The 23160-nt window shown below is 71.1% G+C and carries 23 protein-coding genes; 9 read left to right on the forward strand and 14 right to left on the reverse strand.

The window, feature by feature from the left end; genetic code table 11:
- Nucleotides 1-144: 144 nt before the first annotated feature.
- Entirely contained in the window at nucleotides 145-1185 is a 1041-nt protein-coding gene (locus ABG085_RS17385; RefSeq protein WP_347977000.1) for a LacI family DNA-binding transcriptional regulator, read from the forward strand.
- 144 nt (nucleotides 1186-1329) lie between these two features.
- On the opposite strand, the gene ABG085_RS17390 is transcribed toward ABG085_RS17385, so the two are convergent.
- The 3 genes from ABG085_RS17390 to ABG085_RS17400 form a co-directional block, all read right to left on the reverse strand.
- Nucleotides 1330-1689 carry a hypothetical protein gene (locus tag ABG085_RS17390; RefSeq protein WP_347977001.1) on the reverse strand — a complete coding sequence of 120 codons (360 nt, stop codon included), beginning with the start codon at nucleotides 1687-1689 and terminating at the stop codon, nucleotides 1330-1332.
- 178 nt (nucleotides 1690-1867) lie between these two features.
- Complete coding sequence (locus tag ABG085_RS17395; protein WP_347977002.1) at nucleotides 1868-2272, reverse strand: DUF4259 domain-containing protein; 405 nt, start codon at nucleotides 2270-2272, stop codon at nucleotides 1868-1870.
- A 55-nt stretch (nucleotides 2273-2327) separates the two neighbouring features.
- Nucleotides 2328-6191, reverse strand: coding sequence for a bifunctional proline dehydrogenase/L-glutamate gamma-semialdehyde dehydrogenase (locus ABG085_RS17400; RefSeq protein WP_347977003.1), 3864 nt, complete (start codon nucleotides 6189-6191; stop codon nucleotides 2328-2330).
- Between the two features lie 185 nt (nucleotides 6192-6376).
- Between ABG085_RS17400 and ABG085_RS17405 the strand changes: the two genes are divergently transcribed.
- Complete coding sequence (locus tag ABG085_RS17405) at nucleotides 6377-7282, forward strand: LysR family transcriptional regulator (protein ID WP_347979233.1); 906 nt, start codon at nucleotides 6377-6379, stop codon at nucleotides 7280-7282.
- 36 nt (nucleotides 7283-7318) lie between these two features.
- Here ABG085_RS17405 and ABG085_RS17410 read toward each other — a convergent pair whose 3' ends face one another.
- On the reverse strand, nucleotides 7319-7924 hold the full coding sequence (locus ABG085_RS17410; RefSeq protein WP_347977004.1) for a hypothetical protein: 606 nt from the start codon (nucleotides 7922-7924) through the stop codon (nucleotides 7319-7321).
- A gap of 286 nt (nucleotides 7925-8210) precedes the next feature.
- Here ABG085_RS17410 and ABG085_RS17415 point away from each other — a divergent pair, with 286 nt between their 5' ends.
- Nucleotides 8211-10097 (forward strand): diguanylate cyclase, encoded by a 1887-nt coding sequence (locus ABG085_RS17415; RefSeq protein ID WP_347977005.1) that lies wholly within the window; start codon nucleotides 8211-8213, stop codon nucleotides 10095-10097.
- Here the strand turns inward: ABG085_RS17415 and ABG085_RS17420 are convergent.
- Nucleotides 10089-10391: a hypothetical protein gene (locus ABG085_RS17420; RefSeq protein WP_347977006.1), complete on the reverse strand. Its 303-nt coding sequence runs from the start codon at nucleotides 10389-10391 to the stop codon at nucleotides 10089-10091. The two genes, ABG085_RS17415 and ABG085_RS17420, sit on opposite strands and share 9 nt — an antisense overlap.
- 42 nt (nucleotides 10392-10433) lie before the next feature.
- Between ABG085_RS17420 and ABG085_RS17425 the strand changes: the two genes are divergently transcribed.
- A complete protein-coding gene (locus ABG085_RS17425) occupies nucleotides 10434-10691 on the forward strand; it encodes a hypothetical protein (RefSeq protein WP_347977007.1) in 258 nt (85 codons plus the stop codon).
- Between the two features lie 90 nt (nucleotides 10692-10781).
- Here the strand turns inward: ABG085_RS17425 and ABG085_RS17430 are convergent, their stop codons facing one another.
- Complete coding sequence (locus ABG085_RS17430; protein ID WP_347977008.1) at nucleotides 10782-11540, reverse strand: EAL domain-containing protein; 759 nt, start codon at nucleotides 11538-11540, stop codon at nucleotides 10782-10784.
- A 184-nt stretch (nucleotides 11541-11724) separates the two neighbouring features.
- Between ABG085_RS17430 and ABG085_RS17435 the strand changes: the two genes are divergently transcribed.
- On the forward strand, nucleotides 11725-12030 hold the full coding sequence (locus ABG085_RS17435) for an ATP-dependent DNA ligase (protein WP_347977009.1): 306 nt from the start codon (nucleotides 11725-11727) through the stop codon (nucleotides 12028-12030).
- 61 nt (nucleotides 12031-12091) lie between these two features.
- On the forward strand, nucleotides 12092-12403 hold the full coding sequence (locus ABG085_RS17440; protein WP_347977010.1) for a hypothetical protein: 312 nt from the start codon (nucleotides 12092-12094) through the stop codon (nucleotides 12401-12403).
- Nucleotides 12404-12427: 24 nt separating this feature from the next.
- Here the strand turns inward: ABG085_RS17440 and ABG085_RS17445 are convergent, their stop codons facing one another.
- The gene (locus ABG085_RS17445; protein ID WP_347977011.1) at nucleotides 12428-12988 is read right to left on the reverse strand and encodes a thioesterase family protein; all 561 of its coding nucleotides are present in this window, start codon (nucleotides 12986-12988) and stop codon (nucleotides 12428-12430) included.
- Nucleotides 12989-13158: 170 nt separating this feature from the next.
- Here ABG085_RS17445 and ABG085_RS17450 point away from each other — a divergent pair, with 170 nt between their 5' ends.
- Entirely contained in the window at nucleotides 13159-13665 is a 507-nt protein-coding gene (locus tag ABG085_RS17450; RefSeq protein ID WP_347977012.1) for a GNAT family N-acetyltransferase, read from the forward strand.
- Nucleotides 13666-13747: 82 nt separating this feature from the next.
- Nucleotides 13748-14524 (forward strand): coenzyme F420-0:L-glutamate ligase, encoded by a 777-nt coding sequence (gene cofE, locus ABG085_RS17455; protein ID WP_347977013.1) that lies wholly within the window; start codon nucleotides 13748-13750, stop codon nucleotides 14522-14524.
- An 80-nt stretch (nucleotides 14525-14604) separates the two neighbouring features.
- Here the strand turns inward: cofE and ABG085_RS17460 are convergent, their stop codons facing one another.
- The 4 genes from ABG085_RS17460 to ABG085_RS17475 all read right to left on the reverse strand — a co-directional run bounded on the left by ABG085_RS17460 (nucleotide 14605) and on the right by ABG085_RS17475 (nucleotide 18465).
- A complete protein-coding gene (locus ABG085_RS17460) occupies nucleotides 14605-15465 on the reverse strand; it encodes a hypothetical protein (RefSeq protein ID WP_347977014.1) in 861 nt (286 codons plus the stop codon).
- Complete coding sequence (locus ABG085_RS17465) at nucleotides 15462-16202, reverse strand: response regulator transcription factor (RefSeq protein ID WP_347977015.1); 741 nt, start codon at nucleotides 16200-16202, stop codon at nucleotides 15462-15464. The genes ABG085_RS17460 and ABG085_RS17465 overlap by 4 nt, the downstream gene beginning before the upstream one ends.
- The gene (locus tag ABG085_RS17470; RefSeq protein WP_347977016.1) at nucleotides 16190-17455 is read right to left on the reverse strand and encodes a histidine kinase; all 1266 of its coding nucleotides are present in this window, start codon (nucleotides 17453-17455) and stop codon (nucleotides 16190-16192) included. The genes ABG085_RS17465 and ABG085_RS17470 overlap by 13 nt, the downstream gene beginning before the upstream one ends.
- A 134-nt stretch (nucleotides 17456-17589) precedes the next feature.
- Complete coding sequence (locus ABG085_RS17475; RefSeq protein ID WP_347977017.1) at nucleotides 17590-18465, reverse strand: LLM class flavin-dependent oxidoreductase; 876 nt, start codon at nucleotides 18463-18465, stop codon at nucleotides 17590-17592.
- Nucleotides 18466-18526: 61 nt separating this feature from the next.
- Between ABG085_RS17475 and ABG085_RS17480 the strand changes: the two genes are divergently transcribed.
- Nucleotides 18527-19216: a pentapeptide repeat-containing protein gene (locus ABG085_RS17480; RefSeq protein ID WP_347977018.1), complete on the forward strand. Its 690-nt coding sequence runs from the start codon at nucleotides 18527-18529 to the stop codon at nucleotides 19214-19216.
- A gap of 210 nt (nucleotides 19217-19426) precedes the next feature.
- Here the strand turns inward: ABG085_RS17480 and ABG085_RS17485 are convergent, their stop codons facing one another.
- From ABG085_RS17485 to ABG085_RS17495, 3 genes are all read right to left on the reverse strand, one after another.
- A complete protein-coding gene (locus tag ABG085_RS17485) occupies nucleotides 19427-20440 on the reverse strand; it encodes a cytochrome b/b6 domain-containing protein (protein WP_347977019.1) in 1014 nt (337 codons plus the stop codon).
- Between the two features lie 831 nt (nucleotides 20441-21271).
- Nucleotides 21272-22237 (reverse strand): electron transfer flavoprotein subunit alpha/FixB family protein, encoded by a 966-nt coding sequence (locus tag ABG085_RS17490; protein WP_347979234.1) that lies wholly within the window; start codon nucleotides 22235-22237, stop codon nucleotides 21272-21274.
- Nucleotides 22238-22250: 13 nt separating this feature from the next.
- Nucleotides 22251-23027 (reverse strand): electron transfer flavoprotein subunit beta/FixA family protein, encoded by a 777-nt coding sequence (locus ABG085_RS17495; protein WP_347977020.1) that lies wholly within the window; start codon nucleotides 23025-23027, stop codon nucleotides 22251-22253.
- Nucleotides 23028-23160: the final 133 nt, after the last annotated feature.

Genomic DNA, 23160 nt, shown 5'->3' on the forward strand with positions numbered 1-23160 from the left:
CGTGACTCGCACATCGGCACGATACACTAGGTTTACAACGTTGCATTGCGCGGAGACATCCTGTCCTCACCCCCTCTTCGGGACCGGTCGCCGCATGCGCGGACGCAGTAGAGTGCAGGGAGCGCACGGAAGGCTGGGGCACCGATGGGACCGACGATGCACGACGTCGCCCGGGTGGCGGGCGTCTCGATCAAGACGGTGTCGAACGTCATCAACGACTACCCCCATGTGCGGCCCGGCACGCGCGACCGCGTCAATGAGGCGATCGAGCAGCTCGACTACCGCCCGAACCTCTCCGCCCGCGGCCTCCGCTCCGGGCGGACGGGCGTCATCGGGCTGGCTGTCCCCTCGCTCCGCGAGAACTACTTCGCCGAGCTCGCCGACGAGGTGATCCGGGCGGCCGAGAAGCGCGGCCTGGGTGTCATGGTCGAGCAGACGAGCGGCGACCGCGACACCGAGCTCCGCGCCGTCACGGGCAACCGGCCGCGCTTCCTCGACGGCATGCTCTTCAGCCCCGTCAGCCTCGGCCAGGAAGACGCAGAGGCGCTCAGCGGCGACGGACCGCTCGTTCTGCTCGGAGAGCGGATCTTCGGCGGACCGACCGACCACGTCACCATGCACAACACCACGTCGTCGCAGGCCGCGGTGGAGCACCTCCTCGAGATCGGCCGTCGTCGGATCGCGCTGATCGGCGCAGACCTGGAGGGCGGCGACGAGGCGAGCTCCGCGAGCCTCCGCCTGAAGGGCTATCTGCGCGCCCTCGAACAGGCCGGCATCGAGCTCGACCCGGCTCTCGTCCGTCCGACGTCGATGCACCGATGGAACCGGGCAGGCGGCGCCGCCGCCACGCACCTCCTGGTGAAAGAGGGTGTGGAGTTCGATGCGGTGTTCGCCCTCAACGACACGCTCGGCCTCGGCGTGCTGCGCGCGCTCCGCGAAGAGGGTCTTCGCGTGCCCGACGACGTCGCCGTGATCGGCTTCGACAACATCGATGAGAGCAAGTACTCCGTCCCGTCGATGTCGACCGTCGACACCGGCCGCGCCGAGATCGCCGCGATCGCCGTCGATCGGCTCATCGAGCGCATCAGCGAGAAGGGCGAGCGGCGCCCGCCCGAGACGATCAAGCCGGCGTTCCGCATCCTGCCGCGGGAGTCGACCGGATTCCCCGGCACCGAGGCTGACTAGCCCGCCTCACCACGGCGCCGGTCGAGCGATGACGGATGCCGCGGCCTGCGGCATCCGCCGTCCCTCAGATCACCTGTCTGAAGGTGCGGTGCAGGTTTGCCGAGCGGTCGGCGATTCCGACAGAACTCGAGCCACGACCGAGGCCTACTGAAGACCGCGTTGACCCGCCCTCACTCCGAGCCAGTAGATCCCGGCCCCGGCGTAGCCGAGAACGGCGCTGGCAACTGAGAAGGCGTCCGCAGTCTCGGCATCGGCGCCGACGTACAGCCCGCAGCCCGCCAGCACGGCGCCGAAGGCCGCCGAAAGCCCGGCCCAACCGATCCACGGTGCAGCGGCTTGGGGCACACCCCACCATGCATCGTCGGATTCACGAGTAACGGGAAGCCCAATGCCGATGTAAGGGTTGCGCCGCCAACGGCGCAGGCGGATCAGGACGTACTGAATGAGACACAGGACCGCGCCGAGGGCGAAGCCGACGCAGAAGACGATGAGTTGATCACTCATCTGTGGAACGCGCCCATGTCACGGGTCCCTATCTCCCGGTCCACCCAAGCCAGGTTCACGCCCGATTCCAGTTCACGGAGCGAGACGAAACGACCATCGGCGGCGCGCAAGGACGCCGCCGGGGATTGCACGCTTGAGATCGCAGTTTCAGGGTGCGGTCGAGGTTTCCGAAGAGGTTTCAGCGGCGCGTGAGCGCGTCCAACAACCGCGCATTCGCGCTCTGCCAGTTCTGTGCATCGCTCTCGGCCCAGAGCTCGGCGAGCTCACCGTCCGCCGAGGCCGCGACGGAGACGGCGCGCTCGGCCGCTCTCACGAGGCGGCCAGAGGGCTTGCGGGCCCGGCGGACGAAGCTCTCGACGCTCTCGGTGTAGGCGTCCGACTGGGTCGGACGACCGATCCCGTGCGCCACGACCTCTGCCGCTGCGATCGCGATCGAGGCGGTGTCCGCGTCAAGTGGTTCCCGACTCGCGAGCGCTTCGCGGAGTGCATCCTTGACGACGTTCCACCGCTTCTGCTCATCGAGTTCCCATGCGAAATCTGCCGCGACGTCGTTGCCGAACGGCTCCCCACTCCACGTGCCCATGGCGGGATACTAGCGATCAGCAGCAGCCCCGAAGGCCTCGGTGAGGTAACAGTTCTCAGATCACGGCCTCGAAGGTGCGGTCCGGATTGCCGAAGCGATGCGCCGTGATGGTCACGGACTGCTCGCGCAGGAACGGGAGCAGCTCGAGGCGCCCGGCCGTCGTCACCTCGTTGTCGTAGACGGCGAGGTCGGGGTCTCCGCCCACGGCCCGGGCCACCGTCGTGTGCAGGGCGGCGACGGAGTCCGCCGGTCCGATCAGGCGCACCCGCGAGGGCCGGGGTGCCGGGCCGGCGTCGGCGACGGCGGCCAGCACATCCTCGTCGGCGGTCAGCCGCTGCAGCCACTGATCGTCGGTCTCGACGTAGACGGCGACGTCCTCGTCCGCCAGCACGCGGCGCACAGCAGCGGGCAGCCCGACGGGGGCGCTCAGCGTGAGCGCCGATCCGGCGCGCAGACCCGCGACCACCACCCGCAGCACGGCCTGCCACGAGGCGTCCGCCGTCGCCCGCAGCGCTACCGCCGGGATCGGGCGGTACCGGAACAGGTTGCGCTCGACGCCGAGGCCCGAGACATCCTTCACCTGGCCGAACTCGCGGTCCCACGCGATCGCGTCCGAGAGGGCGCCACGGCGCAGCCACTCGAACGCCTCATAGTCCAGTGACGGCTGGGCCGCCTCGATCAGCGTGGCGATCCGGCTGTCGAGTCCGCGCAGGTGCAGCGTCGCCGACGCCGGCGCGCCGGAGGTGGGCCGCCAGCGGCCGAGTCCGACGAGGTAGTTCGGCCCGCCGGCCTTCGCGCCGGCTCCGACCGACGAGCGCTTCCAGCCGCCGAACGGCTGGCGCTGCACGATCGCACCGGTGATGCCGCGGTTGACGTAGAGGTTGCCGGCCTCGACGCGATCGAGCCAGAGCGCGAGGTCGTCGGGATGCTGCGTGTAGAGGCCGGCCGTGAGTCCGTACGAGACGGCGTTCTGCAGCTCGATCGCCTGCGCGAGCGACGAGGCGTGCATGATCCCGAGCACGGGCCCGAAGAACTCCTCCCGGTGGAAGCGCGACCCCGGCTGCACGCCGGTGCGGATGCCGGGGGTCCAGAGCCTTCCGGCGTACTCCGGCGGACCGTCCACGCGTCGCGGCTCGACGAGCCAGGACTCCCCCTCGTCCAGCGTCGTGAGGGCCCACTGGAGCTTCCCGCGCGGCACCTCGACGACGGGCCCGACCTCGCTGAGCGGGTCGGACGGCGCGCCGACGCGGAGCGAGGTTGCGGCATCCACCAGCTGACGCGCGAAGCGCTGCGAGTGGCCGACGGGTCCCACGAGGATCGCGAGCGACGCCGCCGAGCACTTCTGTCCGGCATGGCCGAACGCGCTCTTGATGAGATCGGATGCCGCGAGGTCGAGGTCGGCGGTCGGCGTGATGATCATGGCGTTCTTGCCGCTGGTCTCGGCCAGGAGCGGCAGGTCGGGCCGCCACGAGCGGAACAGCGCCGCCGTCTCGAACGCACCCGTGAGGATCACGCGGTCGACGTCGGGATGCGACAGGAGCGTCTGCCCCAGACCGCCCTCGTCGATGTCGACCAGGGCGAGGACGTCCCGCGGGACGCCGGCCGCCCACAGCGCCTCGGCCACGACGGCCGCGCAGCGCCGCGCCTGCGGCGCCGGCTTGAACACGACGCCCGAGCCGGCGGCGAGCGCGGCGAGGACGCCGCCCGCGGGGATCGCGATCGGGAAGTTCCACGGCGGGGTCACGACGGTCAGCCGCGCCGGTTCGAAGACCGCACCGCTCACGCGGTCGAGCTCGCGGGCCGTGGCGGCGTAGTAGTTGGCGAAGTCGACGGCCTCGCTCACCTCGACGTCCGCCTCGGCGAAGACCTTGCCGGTCTCGGAGGCCGCGACCTCGATGAGCTCGCCGCGGCGGGCCTCGAGCGCCTTCGCTGCGGCGGTGAGCACACCCGCGCGATCGGCGGCGGGCAGGGCGCCCCACGCGGGTGCGGCGGATCGCACGCCCGCCACGATCGCCCGCAGCGCGGGCTCGTCGGTGACGCGCGCGGCCGCGATGGTCGCGTCGCCGGCGCGCGAGGTCTCGATGCGCGACAGGATGTCGCGGGCCCATGTGCGGTTGGCCGGCAGCGCCGGATCGCTGTCGGCGGTGTTGCGGAACCCCGGGGCGCCGGCGGCCCGCATCCCACCCTCGCGGGGCGCGAAGACCGCGGTCTCGACGAACGCCTCGGCGCCGAAGACCTGCTCGGGGACGGCCCGTTCGAGAGGAGCGGTGTCGCCGGGCACGGCCGATCGGGCGATTCCGATCACGGCCTGCGTGAGACCGGCCTCGTCGGAGGCGGCCGCGGCGCGGCGCAGGCGCGCCTGCGCGCGAGGCGACTCTGCGCGGTCCGTGGAGCCCGTTCCGCCGGCCTCGGCGAGCGCGGCCGCCTCTGCGCGGCGGTCCTGCGAGCGGTGAGGGCCGGACCTGAGCCCGGGGTCGTCGGCGCGGGCGAGCGAGGCCAGGAAGCGGTCGCGCTCCCGTGCGAACATCGCGGGGTCGTCGGCGAGATCGAAGGCGGCGGAGAGGAAGTTGTCGCTCGAGGCGTTCTCCTCCAGCCGCCGCACGAGATAGCTGATCGCCACGTCGAACTCGTCGGGGCGCACGACCGGCATGTACAGCAGCACATGGCCGACCTCGCTGGCCACCGCCTGCACCTGCCCCTGCGCCATGCCGAGCAGCATCTCGAACTCGACATCGGGCGACGCGCCGGCGGCGCCCGATATCGCCTGTGCTGAGCCCGTCGAAGCATCGGGAGTGGTCGCCGATCCTGTCGAAGTGCCCTTCGACGGGCTCAGGGACCGGGATTGAAGGCTCATCCCGCGGGATCGGGCGAGCAGCCAGGCGTACGCGATGTCGAAGAGATTGTGGCCGGCGACGCCGATCCGCACGGCGGCGGTGTGCTCCGGGCGCAGCGCGTAGCGCAGGCACCGGATGTAGTTGGCGTCGGAGTCGACCTTCTGGTCGTAGGTGGCCAGACTCCAGTCGTGCATGACGGCTTCCACCCGCTCCATGGCGAGGTTGGCGCCCTTCACCAGCCGCACCTTGATGCGCGCGCCGCCGGCCGCGACCCGCTGCCGGGCCCACGCGGTGAGCAGCTCGAGCGCCGGAAGGGCGTCGGGAAGGTACGCCTGCAGCACGATGCCGGCCTCGAGCAGCCGCAGCCGAGGGTCTTCGAGCAGCCGCGTGAACACCGCGATCGTGAGATCGAGGTCGCGGTACTCCTCCATGTCGAGGTTGATGAAGGTGCCGTCGGTGGCCGCGGTGAGATACAGCGGCCGCAGCCGCTCGACGACCTTCTCGACGACCTCGTCGAACGCCCACATCGAGATGTGGCTCACGATCGCCGAGACCTTGACAGAGACGTAGTCCACATCGGGCCGGCGGATGAGCTCGTGGATGCCCTCCAGTCGGCGCAGGGCCTCCTGCTCGCCGAGCACCGCCTCACCCAGCAGGTTGAGGTTCAGCCGCGCGCCGCTCTCGCGCAGCGCCGCGATCGCCGGCCCGAGCTTGTCGGGCCGCGCGTCGACGACGAGATGGCCGACCATGCCGCGCAGCACGCGTCGTGCGATCGGCACCACCGGCGACGGCAGCACGGGGGCGACGGCGCCGCCCACGCGGACCGCGCTGCGCAGGTGCCACGGCAGAAAGCCCGGCACGAGGGGGGCCACACGCTGCAGATGGGATGCCGCGGCCGACAGGCTCTCGGGCCGCATCACGCCGTCGACGAAGCCGATGGTGAAGGGCAGGCCGTTGGGATCTTTGAGCACACCGGCGAGGCGTTCGGCTGCGGGATCGACCTGGGCCTCGGCGCTCTCGGCGACCCATCGCTGCGCGAGCGACACCGCCTCGGCGGCCAGGCGCCCCTCGGGTCCCTCTTCCATTCGCACTCCAGATGTGACGTCGTTCGAATCCCTGAGACCAGCCTGCACCCCGATGTGCCCAGCCGGCGCGTCCGTGGGCACTCTGCCGTCGACTTGCTGCATGAGGTCCAGGCTGAGGCATCCGTTCATTCGTGAATAGCGATCATCTACGATCTGTATTGTTCGGATTCATCGATGGGATGCTGTTGTTCGAGCTGCGACGGTTGCGACTGCTCCACGAACTCGCGCTGCGAGGCACGCTGGCCGCGGTGGCGGAGGCGCTCGCCTACAGCCCGTCGACGATCTCGCAGCAGCTGGCGCAGCTCGAGAAAGAGGCCGGCGTGGTGCTGCTCGCGCCGGACGGCCGCAGGGTGCGGCTCACCGAGCACGGCCGCATCCTCGCCGCGCACGCCGCCCGCGCGCTCGACCTCGACGAGCGGGCGCGCGGCGAGCTCGAGTCCCTGCACCCGGGCCTGGCACCGGTGCGCGTCGCCGTCATGCAGACCGCCGCCCTCGCGATCGTTCCCGCGGCGCTGGCGCTCCTGGCCGAGCGCGCTCCGCACCTGCGTGTCGAACTCGTCGAGATGCCGCCCGAGCGCGGGCTCTTCGAGCTCACCGCTCGCGGAGTGGATCTCGTCATCGCCGAGCAGTACCCCGGACACACGCGCGCTCACACCGAGGGTCTCGACCGCGAGACGCTCGGAACCGATCCGATCCACCTTGCCGTGGCATCCGCCGACCCGGCCCGTTCCCTCGACGACCTGCGCGACCGGCCGTGGGTGATGGAGCCCGCCGGCACCGCCGCGCGGCTCTGGGCGGTGCAGCAGTGCCGCGCCGCCGGGTTCGAACCCGACGTGCGCTACGAACTCGCCGATCTCTCGGCCCATGCGCGGCTGGTCGCCGCCGGGCAGGCGGTCGCGGTGCTGCCCGACCTGCTGTGGGAGGGAGCGGCGGCGCCAGTGACCCTGCTCGATCTGCCCGACCTTCCCACGCGCGAGATCTTCAGCGCGCAGCGCACGGCATCGCAGGCTCGGGCCGGCATCCTCGAAGTGCGCCGCGCGCTGCGCGACGCGTTTCCTGGCCGGGCGGATGCCGGAGCCCCCGGCCGCTAGGCGGTCGAGGGCTCCGGCGGCCGTACCGGTCGCCGGTCAGGTGCGATCGGTGCGGGTCTGCGGCGCCGGCGGCCGGGTGATGGGGTCGCCGGAAGCCGTGGTGCGGTCGTCGACGGTGTTCGCGTCACGCACAGCATTGCGGTCGTCGACGGTGTTCGCATCGCGGACGGTCCGCGCGTCGTCGACCGTGTTCGCACTGCGAGTGGTCGCGTTTCCGTCTGCATCGACGGCGGTGGCGGAGTTCGACCGGCCGTCGTCGCCCACATAGGGATCGACGTCGTCGGCCTTGCGCAAGGTCTCCGCCTGTCGCTGTCGCAGCTTGTCTGCCTCGCCGCTGTGCTCATCGATCGTGCCGGCGCGGCGCTCGGCGTCGATGGACGCCTCGGCGGCGCGGGCCTTCGCCGCTTCGGCCGCAGCCGAAGCGGCAGCCGCGTCCGCTCGCGCACGGGCGGCCTCGGCCTCGTGCTCACGTGCCTTCAGGTCAGTCTCCCGCGCGTCGGCCCGCAGCTTCTCTGCGCGATTGTGCTGCTGCTCCTGGCGCCGGGCGCGACGCCCGCGCGCCGTCACCAGCAGCGCGACGACGACGATCACGAGCACGATCGCGATGCCGACGATGATCCAGATCAGGGTGGTCGTGTCCACGGCCCACTCCCCCTCCCGCGCCGACGTTCGCCGACGCCCTCGATCGTCCAGGCAACCGCACCTGTCCCGCCCCGGCAAACGGCTTGCGCGGTGGTGCGCAGTGCGCTAGCCGCGTGGGCGCGCCTGAGGGGCTTCGATACCCGGAGCACCCGGCGCATAGGATGGGTTGCCTCGCCAGCGCAGTTCCCCCCGTCCCCCCGAATGCACCGAAGGTCATGCGTTGACAGAACTCTCTTCCCTCCTTTTCGACGGCGATGGCTCAAGCGAAGCCGCGGAGCTCCTCAGGATGCGAGAGTGCGCGACAGAGTCGCTGCGCACCATCGGCCGGATCCAGTCCCACGGGATGCTCTTCGGCATCGACGAGGCCACCGGCGTCGTCGTCGTCGCCAGTGAGAACGTCGAGCGGTGGCTCGGCCGCGACCTGCGCGAGTCGGGCAGTGACGCCCTGCTCGCCGCCATCCGGCACGGTGTCGCGATCGACCCCGTGCGCGCCGAGTTCGAAGGCGCGCTGTATGACGTCATCGCGCATCGCGGAACGACACCGCTCCTCGTCGAACTCGAGCCCATCGTCCCCGACCTCGATTACGTCCGCACCGGCGTGGTGAGCGCGATCCAGCGCCTGGCCGGCCTTTCCGATCCCGACGAGCTGCGTCGACAGGCCGCTCGCGAGATCAAGGACATCACAGGGTTCGATCGCGTGATGTGCTACCACTTCCACGACGACGGCCACGGACAGGTCGTCGCGGACGAGCGCGAGCCCGACATGGAGCCGTATCTCGGCCTGCACTTCCCGGCATCCGACATCCCCTCCCAGGCACGCGCGCTCTACATCGAGAAGCGCTCACGCGTGATCGCGAACACCGAGGACGCGGGACTTGCCCTGCAGACGCTGCTGCCGGAAGAGGAAGCCGTGGATCTCGGCGCGACCGAACTGCGCGCGGTCTCGCCCCACCACCTCCAGTTCATGCGGAACATGGGTCAGGTCTCGACGGTGTCCTTCGGCGTCCTCATCGAGGATCGCCTGGTCGGGATGTTCACGTGCGCGCATCGCTCGCCCCGTCGCATACCGGTGCTGCTGCGCCGGGCGATCGAGGTGATGGCGGCTCAGGTCGGCACTCAGCTGGCCGCCGCCCATCAGATCCACCGGCTGCGCCGGCAGCTCGAAGCCCGCGAGCGCCGCCTGTCGATCATCGCGCCCCTGTACGGTCGCAGCGACGTCGGCGCGGTCCTCATGACAGGCGAGCGCACGGTGCTCGACGTGGTGCCGTCGGATGGCGCGCTCCTCCGCATAGACGGAGCTGTCCACACCGTCGGCGTCGTGCCATCCCCGGACCGCCTGTTCGCCGCGCTCAGCGCGCTCGAGCCGGGAAGGCTCGTCTGGGAGGCGCTGCCGCTCGAACACCCCGAGCTGGCGGTGGAGTCGCCGGGAGTGGCCGGCCTGCTCATCGTCCCGCTGGGCGGCGACGGCGACACGCTCGTGTTCTTGCGCGGTGAGGTCGCGCATTCGATCGACTGGCTCGGCGATCAGCGCTCAGAGAACCGGGATCATCCGCTCTCGCCGCGCCGATCGTTCTCGGCCTGGCGCGAGAGCGTCACCGGGCGCAGCCTTCCCTGGGGCGAGCACGCTCAGGACGCGCTGGACCTGGGCGAGGAGATCCGCGTGGCCATGACGGCGCGGACGCAGGCCGAACTTGCCGAACTCGCGCTGCGGGACCCGCTGACCGGCCTGCACAACCGTCGCTTCCTCGACGACCGCCTGGAAGAGCTCCTGCAGGCCCCCGACCGGCCGGTCGCCCTCGTGTTCCTCGACCTCGACGACTTCAAGGTCGTCAACGACACCTACGGGCACGAGATGGGCGATGCGGTGCTCGCCGCGATCGGCAAGCGACTGAGCGGCGTCTCCCGCGCCTCGGACGCCGTGGTGCGTCTGGGCGGGGACGAGTTCGTGATGGTCTGCGTGGGCGCCGGAGCCGCCGAGGCCGCCGCCATTGCGGGGCGCGCCGTGGAGGCGATCAGGCAGCCCATCATGATCCGGGGCACCGAGATCGCCGTGAACGCCTCGGCGGGCGTCGTCGGGGCGGAGCCTGGCGCCGCCCCGGGCGAGCTGCTGGTCGCTGCGGACGCCGCGATGTATCGCGCAAAGCGCGACGGGGGCGGCCGGGTTTCAGCGTGAGGGGAGCTCCGGCTCCGGCACGAGGCGCAGCCCCGTGGAGGAGTTCGCGGTGTCGACGAGGTCCTGCAGCCACAGCCGGTTGATGTCGGGCATCGGGCCGTCGTACTGGAAGCGCAGAGTGGTGACGGGTGAGATCCACACCGCCTGCCGTGCCGACGTCTGCTGGTCGACCAGCGAGAACGACAGGTTCTCGCGTCGACGCAGCTTCGCCATGATGACGAGCTCGATATGCGCAAGCGCCCGGTCCTCGATCTCGAAGGATGCCGGTGGGGAGCCGTAGTGAAGTGTGCCCACCGGTCGATCCTAACCGGCCCCGTCGGCAGGTACTGTAGGGCCATGGCGATCGTGAACCGGCTGACTGTCGACGGACGCGACTATTTCCTCCCCGACCCCGTCTCGGAGCTCAAGGGCAAGATCCTCGAGGCGATCAAGGCGGGTGGCGGGTATGTGAACATCCCCCCGCTGCGCGGCGGCCCGGGCGTAGACATCCTCTTCTCGCCCGGAATGCCCGTCACCTGGTCGCAGTTCGAGGTCGGGGACGCGGGCGCGACGGCGGATGACCCCTCCGACGACGCCGGCGACTACGGGCTCTGACGAGCGACCTCTGACCGGGGGCCTCTGACCGGCGACCTCTGACCGGGGGCCTCTGACCGCCGACCGAGATGGCGGCCGCCGCGGCCGCTGTCAGACGCGGGCGAGCAGCTCGTCCATCTCGACCACCGACAGCGGCAGCCCCAGAAGGTAGCCCTGGCCGCGGTGGCACCCTCGCGCCACCGCACGCTCCAGGTCGGCGACGGTCTCGATTCCCTCCGCGACCACCCGCCAGCCGTGGTCGCTGCTGCTCTCGACCACGGCGGCGATCGCGTCATCCGCTTCCGCATCCGTCCGCTGCGTGAGCGACCGGTCGATCTTCACCTCGTCGATGGGGAGCGCCTCGAGCATCTCGACCGTGGTGTCGCCCGCGGCATAGTCGTCGACCGAGATCGCGACGCCGACCGAGTGGAGCGACTGGATCGCCGAGAGCATCGGGGGGCGCAGCTGCGGTGACGGCGCCTCGGTGATCTCGATGGTCATGACCGCCGGGTCGAGGTCGAGTTCGTCGAGTCGGGCGAGCACCGTCTCGGCATAGTGCGACGAGAAGTGCGCCGGGGAAGCATTGACGGCGAGGGACAGCGGGTGCCCCTCCGCACGCCAGCGGGCGATCTCGTCTGCGGCGCGCGAGAACACCTGCGCATCCATCTCATCGAGGAACTCCCCAGCCTCCGCCAGAGGGATGAACCGTTCGGGCGAGACCGCGCCGAGAAGCGCATGGTTCCAGCGGCAGAGCGCCTCGACCGCGACGGGCACAGGCGGTGACGCCCCCAGCGCGGCACGTGTCGCGACGAGGTCGTACTGCGGTTGGAACGCGACCCACAGCTCGCCGGCTGAGAGCGCCGAACGCAAGTCCCGAGTGAGTTGAGGCGAGCTGACCATTCCACCAGATTCGACGAGTCGATAGATTCGCGCAACACCAGACACGAGCGCTCGAATTAGTTATACTCCGCGTCAGCAGCCTCTCGCGGCCGAATCGAAACCGAGGAGCACGTCTGCGTGGCCGACTCGCCCCGCGCCGACTACTCTGGAGGCGATGGGCACGCTCACCTACGATTCACGGGTCACCGTCTCGTTCGACGACCGCATCCTCGCGCACCTGCAGGCAGTCATCTGGGCCAAGCTGCGACGTGGCGAGGCGTTTCCGTTCACCTGGACGGACCCGATGCGCAGCGGCCTCGGCCGCACCTCGATCTGGCTCAGCCCGAACGTCACGCTGACCTTCGAGTACTTCGGCGGACGGCAGCCGCGCCTGAACCCCGCCTGGGTCGAGGCGCTCACCAAGGCTGCCAACTCCCCCGGCGGGCTGACGATGGTCCCCGAGCCTGAGCCTCCCACTTAGCCGATCGCGCGAGTTCCGTCAAGAGGCAGTGCCGCGAATGACGCCTGCTTAGCGTCTTCGTATGACACAGCACGCCGAAGACCTCGACACCAGCTGGGCGGTCCATTGGACGCGACCTCAGCGAGGAGAGTGGCGGGCCGACCGCCACGGACGCGTCGTCGGCGAGGTGAAACGCGACGGCGAAGCGTACGTCGCCACGCGCGGCAGCCGCACGCTCGGCACGTACCCATCCCTCGGCGCGGCCCTCGACGCCGTCGATCACCGCCCTCTCAGCACGGTGCAGCCGGATCGCTTCTGGACACTCGTGCTGACCACCATCAACGTCGGCATCATCGCCGCCATCGGGCTGGTGGCCACCGCCCTGCTGCGCTGACAGACAGCGCGCCCGACTCGGGAATCAGCTCCACACGCTGGGCGCCTCGGCACGGGTGGGCGGAAGAGCGGATGCCGCAGCCCAGTCGTGCACCCATTCGTCGACCTCGGGCACGCCCTCGGGACGCCCGATCGCGGCGAACAGCTCGTCATGCGACAGCGTGCCGCCGGAGCGCTTCATCATGCGCGCCCGGATGATGGCCCGGGCGTAGACCTCGCCGTCGACGACCGCGCGATGCTCGAGGTAGACCGCCTTGTCGTCGTGGCCGATCATGCGGGACTCGACGTCGAACCGCTGCCAGAGGTTGAGCGACTTGCGGAACGTGACGGTCTCGCTCGACACGACGGCGTACCACCCGCGCGCCTTCATGACGTCCCACAGCCCGGTGCGCACCAGGAGATCCCAGCGGCCGAGGTCGAACAGCGACAGGTAGCGGCCGTTGTTCATGTGGAGCAGCAGGTCGATGTCGGTGAGGAGCGTGGTCAGCCGAATCCGGCTGATCCCGGTGGGCGCGAGGCGCCCGCGACGACGCAGGCGCCGGCGCGCGGTCAGCATCACGAGCAAGGTCCGCCACATCACGTTCACGAGGTGCGATGGTAGCGATCCGCGACGGGTCCGCCGATTCGATTGTCGAATTCCGACATCTGCGCGGTGCTGATGCCTGCGAGACCGGACGGCAACACGTCTCGCCACCCGGTGTTCACCCGCCGTTCGCCGGATTTCAGGTCTCGCGCCGACGCGCGTAGAGTCTGGCCATGGAAGCCGAAACCCAGACCGACATCGTCGTCCGTCCGGTGCGTGACGTCGACGCGGAGGCCCTTGGCCGCGTACACGCGACCGCCTGGCACGAGACGTACGACCACCTGATCAGCAAGGCCGCCCTCGAGGCGGTCTCACCCAAGCGCCTCGCCGAGCTGTGGACCCACTGGGCGGTCCAGGGCCCCGAGTTCAAGATGTTCGCCGCTCTCGTCGGCGGCGAGATCGTCGGATTCGCCGGCTCCGGCCCGGCCCGGGACAAGGACGCGCCGCGGTTCCGCGAGCTGTACTTCATCTACCTGCTGGACGCCTTCCACGGCACCGGCATCGGGCAGAAGCTCTTCGACGCCGTCGTGGAGCCGGCCGAGGGCGTGTACCTGTGGGTCGCCGACGACAACCCGAGGGCGCACCGCTTCTACACGCGCAACGGCTTCACGCTCGACGGGGCCTCGCACACCGAGCCCTTCCTCGGCGAGACCCTCACCGAGGTGCGCTTCGTGCGCTGATCCACCGCTGTCCGCTTCGCAGCGAGGGGCATGTCCGGTTCGCCGGGCATGCCCCCTCGCCGTTTTCGGGAAGACTGGAGCCATGCCGTTCCGCACCGCGCTCACCGTCTGGCCCCTCGAGGGCATCCCCGAGATCGAGGCCGGCGCCGACCTCGTCGACGTCATCGTGCGTGCCGCGGGCGACGAGCTCGCGGACGGCGACATCCTCGTGGTGACCTCGAAGATCGTGTCGAAGGCCGAAGACCGCTTCGTCGTGGCAGATGACCGCGAAGACGCGATCACGTCCGAGACCGTGCGGGTCGTGGCATCCCGCACCACCCCGAACGGCTTCACGACGCGCATCGTCGAGAACCGCCTCGGCATGGTGTCGGCGGCGGCAGGCGTGGATGCGTCGAACACCCCGGACGGCACCGTGCTGCTGCTGCCGGTCGACCCCGACGCGTCGGCTCGCGCGATCGCGGCCGGGCTGCGCGGGCGGCTCGGCGTCGAGGTCGGCGTCATCGTGTCGGACACCCTGGGCCGGGCGTGGCGCGAGGGCCAGACCGATCACGCCATCGGCGCCGGCGGCGTGCAGGTCTTCGAGGACCTTCGCGGCGGGACGGATGCCGAGGGCCGCCCGCTCGTCGTCACGATGCCGTGCGTCGCCGACGAGCTGGCCGCGGCGGCCGATCTCGTCAAGGGCAAGGCGGCGCGGCGTCCCGTCGCCGTGGTCCGCGGGCGCGGCGACCTCGTCGGGGCTCTGGATCTTCCCGGCGCGCGGTCGATCGTGCGCCCGCTCGAGCGCGACATGTTCCGCCTGGGTGCCGACGAGGCCTATGCCGAGGGGTTCGCCGCGGGAGCCGCCGCCTCCTCGGCCTGACCTGTCGGCCCGACCGAGCGACGGACCGGGACGCCGCCGCAGAGCCGCGACGACGTCCCGATGCCGAGTAGTCCAGTGCGTCAGCGCCCGGCCTTCAGCACGGCCTGGCCCGCCGACACCTGCACGCGGACCGTGCTGGACGCGCCCGGGGTCGAGCCGATCTCGTTCTCGAACTCACCGGCCGACACGTCCGACGTGACGTCGTACTCGCCTTCCGGCACGGTCATCCGCAGCGTGCCGGCGCTCACATCGGCCTCGATCACGTCGGGTCCGTCCCCGGTGAGAACGGCGTCGAGCGAACCGGCGCTGACCGTCAGCTGGGCTTCGGTCACGCCGTCGAGTTCGAGCGTGCCGCGTCCGGCGCTGACGTCGGCTCTCAGCGACTCCGCCGATCCCGACACGTCGAACGACCCGGCCGCGAGCGAGAGGTCGAGCTCGCCGAAGTCGCCGTCGGTGACGAATTCACCGGCCGCGAGCGAGACGTCCGCGTCGAGGCCCTCGAGGGCGGCGGGCAGCAGCAGCACGGCATCCGCTCCGCCGTCGCCGAACCAGCCGCGCCAGCCGAACCATCCGAGCCGATCGGGCGATGCCACCTCGAGCGTGTCGCCCTCGCGCTCGAAGCGCCAGTTCTCGGCGCCCCACGAGCTGGTGACCTCGAGCTCGGCCTGCTCCACGTCGGTGAACTCGACGCGCAGTGTTCCCGCGGCGGCGTCGATGTCGAGCTCGCCGACTCCGGCGACGTCGAGGGAGCGCGTCGAGGTGTGGACGGATGCCGATGCGATCGTCCCGAACAGGGCCGACGTCATCGTGCCCAGCAGCACGACCGCGCCCAGCACGATGATGACGATCGCGACGACGCGCGACCCGCCCGCAGGCGCCTGGGGCGCGTCGGCGGGGCGTTCGGGAGCGGCAGGAGGCGGAGGCGTCATGGTGGTGCTCATCGGTTCGTTCCTGTCTGCGGCCCGCGGCCGCCCGGTGTCTGCGAAGGAAGTGTCTGTGACGGAGGTGCCGGCGGGGGAGGCGGCGTCCCGCCGCCGTGCTCGAGGTGGGCGATCGCCGCGAGCACGCGGCGATTGCCCGACTCGTCGGGTTCGAGGTTCAGCTTCTGGAAGACGGCGGTGATGTGCTTCTCGACGCTGCCCTCTGTGACGTGCAGCGTCTTCGCGATCGCCTGGTTGGAGCGGCCCTCCGCGATCAGCGCGAGCACCGACGCCTCGCGGTCGGTGAGGCGCAGCATCCGTTCGTCCCGCGTGCGGCGACTGAGCAGCTGTGCGACCACCTCCGGGTCGAGCACCGTCGCACCGGCGGCGATGCGCTCGATCGCCTCGAGGAAGTCGGTCACGTCGGCCACCCGGTCCTTGAGGAGGTAGCCGAGCGCCCCGCCGCTGGACGAGATGAGGTCGGCGGCGTAGCGCTCCTCGACGTACTGCGACAGCACGAGCACCGCCAGCTCGGGCAGCCGTGCGCGCAGCGACAGCGCCGCACGGATGCCCTCGTCGGTCCACCTCGGCGGCAGGCGCACGTCGAGGATGCACAGCTCGGGGGCGGTACGGTCGACGGTCTCGTCGAGGCGTGAGGCGTCGGGGAGGGCGGCGACCACCTCGTGGCCGGCGTCTTCGAGCACGCGCACCAGGCCCGCCCGCAGCAGGGCCGAGTCTTCGCAGATCAGGACGCGCATGGGATGCTCACCTCCACGCTCGTCGGTCCGCCGGCCGGACTGTCGATGCGGGCCTCGCCACCGGCCGCCAGGACGCGGTTGACGATGCCGTCGAGACCGCCGCCGGCGATCACCCGCGCACCGCCCACGCCGTTGTCTTCCACGCGGGCCCAGAGGGTGCCTGGCTCGCGCAGCCGCGCGACGACCCGCACCTCGGTGGCGCGCGAGTGCTTCGCCGCGTTGGTCAGCGCTTCGGCGATCACGAAGTACGCCGCCGCTTCGGTCTCACGGCTGCAGCGGCCGTCGAGCCGCACGTCGGTGTGCACCGGCACGACCGAGCGCGCCACGAGCGCCGAGAGGGCGGCGTCGAGACCGCGATCGTCGAGGACGGACGTATGGATGCCGCGGGCCAGCTGCCGCAGCTCGGTGATGGCCGCCTTGGTCGAGGTGTGCGCCTCGGCGATGAGCGCCCGTGCGGCCTCCGGGTCGGCGTCGATCTTCTGCTGCGCAAGGCCCAGCGTCATGCCGACCGACACCAGCCGCGGCTGCACGCCGTCGTGGAGGTCGCGCTCGATGCGCGTGCGCTCGACGTCGGCGGCCCGCACCGCACCGGCGTGCTGCTGGCTCGAGACGCGCGCCTCCGCGGCGAGCTGCGCCTCGCGGGACGGCACCATGACGGCGCGCGCGATGATGCCGTGGAGCACACCGAGCCCGACCAGGCCGGCTGCGGCGACGAGCACTGCGATGATGCCCACCGGCACCGCCCACGCGAGCGGGACCTCGATGCCCGTGCGTGCCAGTCGCACCGCGCTCGCCTCGGCGAAGAGCGGCGTGAAGGCGAGCACGGCGCCTGAGACCAGGAGTCCGGCGAGGGCCACCACGACCCACCCGAGGATCGTCGCGATCGCGAGGTTCGCGATCGCCCGCCAAGTGAGGGGGTCGATCGCCTGCATCCAGATCGTGCGCATCGCGCCGCCGAATCCGGGTCGTCCGCTCCTGCGCGGACGGAGCACCGGGAGCCCGAAGCCGTAGAGGCCGTCGACCCGCTGCGTCTCGAGCCACCCGAGCGCGAACAGCACGTAGACCAGGCCGACGAGCACGAGCAGGCCGATGCCGAGGACGAACACCAGGGCGACGCCGACGCCCAGCAGCGAGACGACGAGCGAGAAAGCGGCGACGCCGATCACGCCCAGCGCGGCGAGCTGCGCGATGGCGCCCGCCACCTGGGCGGGTCGCGTCACCGGGTGGACGGCAGAAGAGTCCGAGGAGGTCATGCCCCTTACGGTAGGCGCGTGAGCCGCCGAGCGCGCCCGAGGCAGCCGGAGTCTTGTCTTCGGGTTATCCCCCACCCGCCGCCCGGCCACACGATGGGCGCATCTCCCGGGGCGGCCGTGCAGCGTTCATGACCTCAGCGCAGCTGGCCGAGGGCCCGCTCATGCACGCGGGGGTCGGAGCCCATGCCGGCAGGCGACTCGGGACCGTAGACGATGAGCTCGTCCACACCGAGGCCCGCCGCATGCTCTGCCGCCGCGATGAAGGCGTCGACATCGGAGGTCGGGCGCACGCGGCCGAAGCCCAGCAGCAGCGAGCGTCGCACGGTGGACGGGTCGCGACCGACACGGTCGCACTCCGCGGCGAAGCCGGTGGCCTGCTGCGCGATCAGCTGCCAGTACTCGTCGGCGTCGAGCTGCGTCGACCCGGGCCCGCCGTAGGTGTTCCACGTGTCGGCGTACCGCGCGGCCAATGCCAGCGCGCGCGGTCCGTGAGCGGCCAGGAGCAGCTCAGGCGCGTCCACGCCGTCCGGGCGGCCCGTCGTCTCGAGGCCGGTGAACGACATCCTCTTGCCCTGCCACTCGGTGGCGCCGTCGAGCACCGCCCGATAGCCCTCGACGACGTCGGCGAAACGAGCCGACATCTCGCCCAAGGTCGAGTTCTCGCCGCTATCGGCGAGCTCGCACGGGGGCGCTCCGAGGCCGAGCCCGAGCACCAGTCGCCCTTCGGAGATGTCCTGGACGGTCATCGCCGCCCGCGCGAGTGCGACCGGCCGGCGGAACACGGCGGAGGCCACGAGGGTCCCCAGCCGGATGCGCTCGGTGACCCCCGCCGCCGCCGTGAGGGTGGTGAATGCCTCGCCGAGCCACTCGCCGCGGGCCGTCGCATGGGTGAGATGGTCATAGGTGTAGGCGACGTCGTAGCCGACCTCGTCGGCCCAGCGGTACCAGCGCGCCTGCGCGCGCCACGGGCCCACCGGAGGAATCACCAGACTGATGCGGCGCAGGGTCATGCGACCCAGGATGGCACGCGGCGGCGGTCGTCGTGTCGTGACGGCGGGCTAGGGTGCAGGGGTGGCAATACGGACCAAGGCGTCGCGCAGAGGCAAGGGGACGCAGGCTCCCCAGTTCGACTTCGACGAGAGCGTGCTCTCAGACCTCGCCGTCGGCGACCCGGCGTCATTCGGCTCCGCGGGCTTCGAGGGCGTGGCCTACGCCGATGTCGTCCGCGAGGAGTGGGAGCTCCGCGTCGGCGACACCGTCGAGGGCACACGCTTCGACGGCCTGGCCGTCGGCAGCTGGACGCTGCGCGGCGCGCACATCCTCGAATCCGTGATCACCGGGGCGGACATCCCCGCGGTATCCGGCGCCCGCAGCGGGTGGCGCGACGTCGAGGTGCGCGACAGCAGGTTCGGATCCTTCGAGGCGTACGACGCGTCGTGGCGCGGCATCCGATTCACCCGCTGCAAGCTCGGGTACGTCAACCTGCGCGCCGCAGAGCTGCTCGACATCGCCTTCATCGACTGCACCATCGACGAGATCGATCTGATGGATGCCGCGGCCCGCCGCGTCGCCTTCGAGGCCACCCGCATCGCCACGCTGAACGCGAGCGGCGCGCGGTTCACCGACGTCGATCTGCGGGGAGCCGAGATCGCTCAGGTGGTGGGCCTGGAAGGCCTCCGCGGCGCGACGATCTCGCCCGATCAGCTTCAGTTCATCGCACCGGCGCTCGCCGATCTCGCCGGCATCCGCGTCGACGGCTGACGGCGGTCGCTGCCCTCGAGACGGCGCTCGGTCGTCCCGACGCTTCCGCCCCGGTGTTGAGCGAGCGGCGGAGGGGCCAGCGAAACGCCTCGACCGCGACACAACGCGTCGGTCGCTGGCGCTCCCTCGCTCAACGACCCGCAAGTGGGGCCCGGTCGTTGAGCGAGCGAGGAACGAGCGAGACGAAACGCCTCGGGCGTCAAGCGGACGTCAGCGCCCGGAGACCTTGCCGAAGAGACGGGCGATCGGCGCGAGCACGAGTGGGCGAGCAGCGATCCAGGCAGCTGCGATCACCACGAGCGAGGCGACGAAGAACCAGAAACCCGTCCAGTTGGCCGCGTAGGCGTCCGGGTCGGCCGACCCCTGGGCGGCGTACATGTGGTTGAGGTTGCGCAGCGCGCCGGTGGCGAGCACGAGGAAGACGTGCACGGCGATGAACGCCACGAAGTAGAGCATCACCGGGAAGTGCACGGCACGAGCCCACTCCACCGGATACGCCTTGTTCAGCCCGGCGGCGTTCTTGGGCCACACGCCCGACATCCGCACGCCCGTGATCACGGCCAGCGGCGCCGCGATGAACACTGTGGCGAAGTAGGCGAGCTGCTGCAGCGCGTTGTAGTTCACCCACCCGTTCTCGGTGGGCCAGTCGAGCGACACGTACTGCAGCGCCGCCGAGAGGGCGTTCGGGAACACCTCCCACGACGTCGGCACGATGCGCATCCACTGCCCGGTCACGACCAGCAGCACCACGAACACCACGCCGTTGACCAGCCACAGGATGTCGAGCGACTGGTGGAACCAGAGGTTCAGGCTGATCTTGCGTCGATTGTTGTTCCGCGGCGACCAGAACGCGGTCGGCCGCTTCTCGGTGCGCACGCGCAGACCCGACCGGATGATGAGCACCATCAGGAAGAAGTTGAAGAAGTGCTGCCATCCGAGCCACGCCGGGAAGCCGACCGGCGCTCCCTCGGGCAGGTGGTACTCCCCCGGGTACGTCGCGAGGAAGTCGGCACCCCACTGCGTGCTGAGCAGCCAGCGCACCGCGAACACGGCCATCGCGGCGGCGTAGAGGAGGCCGGCGCCCCCGACGATCACGGCGCCCGCCCACTGGCCTCGGGTGAAGGGGCCGATCCGCTTCGGCTCCGCCGCCGGCGCGCGGCGCGTGCGTGCGGCCGCGCCCGCCCACACGGTGCGCGGGAACGGCAATGGCTGCGACAGGGGCACCCCGGTCACCGTGCCGGAAGCGGCCGGAGCGGCGGGCGCTCGTGGAGCGAGCGACGCTTCGGTGTCCGACGTTGAGACGTCGCGAACCTCGAGCTCGGCGTCGGTTCTGGGCGTTTCGTCTCGCTCGTTCCTCGCTCGCTCAACGACCGGGACCGCTGCGACGCTCGGTGCGAACCCGGCGGGCGGCCAGGGCTCGCCGCCCGGCACGCGCGGCAGGCCTCGACGCAGAGGGCGGGCTGCGCCGGCGGATGCCGCGGCCACCGGTTGCACGTCGACCCCCGGCGTTTCGTCTCGCTCGTTCCTCGCTCGCTCAACGGCCGGAGCCTGGGCCGCGACGCCGGCCACGCCCGCACCACCGGTCCCTGAGCTTGTCGAAGGGCCGTCCGCCACGGGGGCTTCGACAGACTCGGCAACCGGGGCCACAGCAACCGGCCCGTCGTCGTCGGGTACCGGCGCGATGCCGGCGGGCGGCCAGGGCTCGCCGCCCGGCACACGCGGCAGGCCACGACGCAGAGGGCGGCCTGCGCCGGCGGATGCCACGGCCACCGGTTGCACGTCGACCCGGGGCGTTTCGTCTCGCTCGTTCCTCGCTCGCTCAACGACCGGAGTCTGGCCCGCGACGCCGGCCACGCCGGCACCACCGGTCCCTGAGCTTGTCGAAGGGCCGTCCGCCACGGACGCTTCGACGGACTCCGCGGCTGGAACCGTCTCCGGCGAAAGGCGCCCGTCGCCGTTCGGCACCGGCGCGGTACCGGCGGGCGGCCAGGGCTCGCCGCCGGGCACGCGCGGCAGCCCGCGCCGCACCGTGGAACCGAACGTCGCCATCCCCGGTTACGCCTTCTTCGCCTCGAGCGCGGCGATCAGCTGCGGCACCACGGTGAACAGATCGCCGACAACGCCGAAATCGGCGATCTCGAAGATCGGGGCATCCGCGTCCTTGTTGATCGCGACGATCGTCTTCGCCGTCTGCATGCCGGCCTTGTGCTGGATCGCGCCCGAGATGCCCAGCGCGACGTACAGCTGCGGTGCCACCGACACCCCGGTCTGCCCGACCTGGTACGAGTACGGCACGTAGCCGGCGTCGACCGCGGCGCGCGACGCGCCGATCGCTGCGCCGAGCACGTCGGCGAGCTGCTCCACGAGGACGAACTTCTCGCCGGATCCGAGCCCGCGGCCTCCGGAGACGACCTTCGTCGCACCGCGCAGCTCCGGACGCGTCGACGACACCACGGTCTCGTCGACCGACGTCACCGTCGCCGCACGGCGTCCCGAAGGGCGCACCTCGAGCGGCTCGGCCTCGACACCGGCGACGGCGTCGGCGCGGGCATCCACCGATCCCTGACGGATCGTGATGACCGGCGCACCCCACGTGACGGCGGCGTCGACGTTGTATGCGCCGCCGTAGACCGAGTGGTGTGCGATCACGCCTTCGGGGTCGCGCGAGACGCCGACGGCATCCACGGCGAGACCCGACCGGGTGCGCGCGGCATACCGGCCCGCGACCTCACGGCCTTCCACCGAGTGCGAGACGAGGATGGCGTCCGGTCGCACCTCGTCGGCAGCCGCCGTCAGCGCGTCGACCGCCGTGGCGCCGAGTCCGTCGCCGGGAGCGGCGACCAGCACCGACGCGGCGCCGAGGGCTGCGGCATCCGTCGCCAACGCGGCGTCGCCGACGATCACCGCGACCGGCGTGCCCACCGAGGCGGCCGCGCCCAGCACCTCGGCCGCCGACTTGGCGAGCCCGCCCGAGGGGGTCGTGTCGAGGAACACCAGGATCGAGTCATCTGCAAACGTCATCACGCACGCACCCTCACGCAAGCCGGTTCTGAATGAGGAAGTCCGCGAGCTTCTGACCCGCGTCGCCCTCGTCGACGATCTTCACGCCGGCCTCGCGCGGCGGCTTCTCACTGAGCGCGATGACGATCGACCGGGACGCGGCCGGGTCATGCGCGTCGATCTCGAGCTCGGCGAGCGACAGCGTCTCGAACGGCTTCTTCTTCGCCGCCATGATGCCCTTGAAGTTCGGGAAGCGCGCGTCGGGGAGCGCCTCGGTGATCGAGATCACCGCGGGAAGCGGCGCCGTCACCTGCATCGTGGCGCCGTCCGAGGCGCGAGCGCCCGAGACGGCATCGTCGCCGATCTCGACGGCGCTCAGGTAGGTCGCGCTCGGCACATCGAGGATCTCGGCCACCATCGAGGGGATGACGCCGCCGGTGCCGTCGGTCGACTGGTTGCCGGCGATCACCAGGTCGAAGCCGGTCCGCTGCAGCGCGGCCGCGAGCACCTCGGCGGTCAGTCCGAGGTCGGCGCCGAGAAGGGCCTCGTCGACGACCTGCACGGCCGACGCGGCACCCATCGCGAGTCCCTTGCGCACGGTCGCCGACGCGGACGCCGGGGTCATCGAGAGCACCACCACCTCGGTGCCGGGCGTCTTGTCGGCATACGACAAGGCGACCTCCAGCGCACGCTCACCGATCTCATCGAGCACCGTCTCGCTCGCGCCGCGGTCGGCCAGACCGGTCTCCAGCGACAGCTTGCGATCCCCGTAGGTATCCGGGACTTCCTTGACCAGGACGACGATCTTCATGACGATCTCCTCACGCTGCGCACGAGTCTAGGGCGCGCCGCGCAATGTACCCAATCGCAGGGAATGCACCGACAAGACCTCCCGCTGACCCGGTGTGTGTATACATAAACGCCCGTTCGCGGCATCCGAATCC

The organism is Microbacterium sp. ProA8, from assembly GCF_039905635.1.
GTDB lineage: Bacteria > Actinomycetota > Actinomycetes > Actinomycetales > Microbacteriaceae > Microbacterium > Microbacterium chionoecetis.

What these genes read in the sequence shown, in the direction of transcription:
- ABG085_RS17435 (WP_347977009.1), top strand. Translation starts at nt 11,725, where the DNA reads ATGGGCACGCTCACCTACGATTCACGGGTCACCGTCTCGTTCGACGAC.
- ABG085_RS17470 (WP_347977016.1), bottom strand. Translation starts at nt 17,455, where the DNA reads ATGACCTCCTCGGACTCTTCTGCCGTCCACCCGGTGACGCGACCCGCC.
- ABG085_RS17450 (WP_347977012.1), top strand. Translation starts at nt 13,159, where the DNA reads ATGGAAGCCGAAACCCAGACCGACATCGTCGTCCGTCCGGTGCGTGAC.
- ABG085_RS17385 (WP_347977000.1), top strand. Translation starts at nt 145, where the DNA reads ATGGGACCGACGATGCACGACGTCGCCCGGGTGGCGGGCGTCTCGATC.
- ABG085_RS17440 (WP_347977010.1), top strand. Translation starts at nt 12,092, where the DNA reads ATGACACAGCACGCCGAAGACCTCGACACCAGCTGGGCGGTCCATTGG.
- ABG085_RS17475 (WP_347977017.1), bottom strand. Translation starts at nt 18,465, where the DNA reads ATGACCCTGCGCCGCATCAGTCTGGTGATTCCTCCGGTGGGCCCGTGG.
- ABG085_RS17400 (WP_347977003.1), bottom strand. Translation starts at nt 6,191, where the DNA reads ATGGAAGAGGGACCCGAGGGGCGCCTGGCCGCCGAGGCGGTGTCGCTC.
- ABG085_RS17495 (WP_347977020.1), bottom strand. Translation starts at nt 23,027, where the DNA reads ATGAAGATCGTCGTCCTGGTCAAGGAAGTCCCGGATACCTACGGGGAT.
- ABG085_RS17390 (WP_347977001.1), bottom strand. Translation starts at nt 1,689, where the DNA reads ATGAGTGATCAACTCATCGTCTTCTGCGTCGGCTTCGCCCTCGGCGCG.
- ABG085_RS17460 (WP_347977014.1), bottom strand. Translation starts at nt 15,465, where the DNA reads ATGAGCACCACCATGACGCCTCCGCCTCCTGCCGCTCCCGAACGCCCC.
- ABG085_RS17425 (WP_347977007.1), top strand. Translation starts at nt 10,434, where the DNA reads ATGGCGATCGTGAACCGGCTGACTGTCGACGGACGCGACTATTTCCTC.
- ABG085_RS17415 (WP_347977005.1), top strand. Translation starts at nt 8,211, where the DNA reads ATGCGAGAGTGCGCGACAGAGTCGCTGCGCACCATCGGCCGGATCCAG.
- ABG085_RS17395 (WP_347977002.1), bottom strand. Translation starts at nt 2,272, where the DNA reads ATGGGCACGTGGAGTGGGGAGCCGTTCGGCAACGACGTCGCGGCAGAT.
- ABG085_RS17465 (WP_347977015.1), bottom strand. Translation starts at nt 16,202, where the DNA reads ATGCGCGTCCTGATCTGCGAAGACTCGGCCCTGCTGCGGGCGGGCCTG.
- ABG085_RS17490 (WP_347979234.1), bottom strand. Translation starts at nt 22,237, where the DNA reads ATGACGTTTGCAGATGACTCGATCCTGGTGTTCCTCGACACGACCCCC.
- cofE (WP_347977013.1), top strand. Translation starts at nt 13,748, where the DNA reads ATGCCGTTCCGCACCGCGCTCACCGTCTGGCCCCTCGAGGGCATCCCC.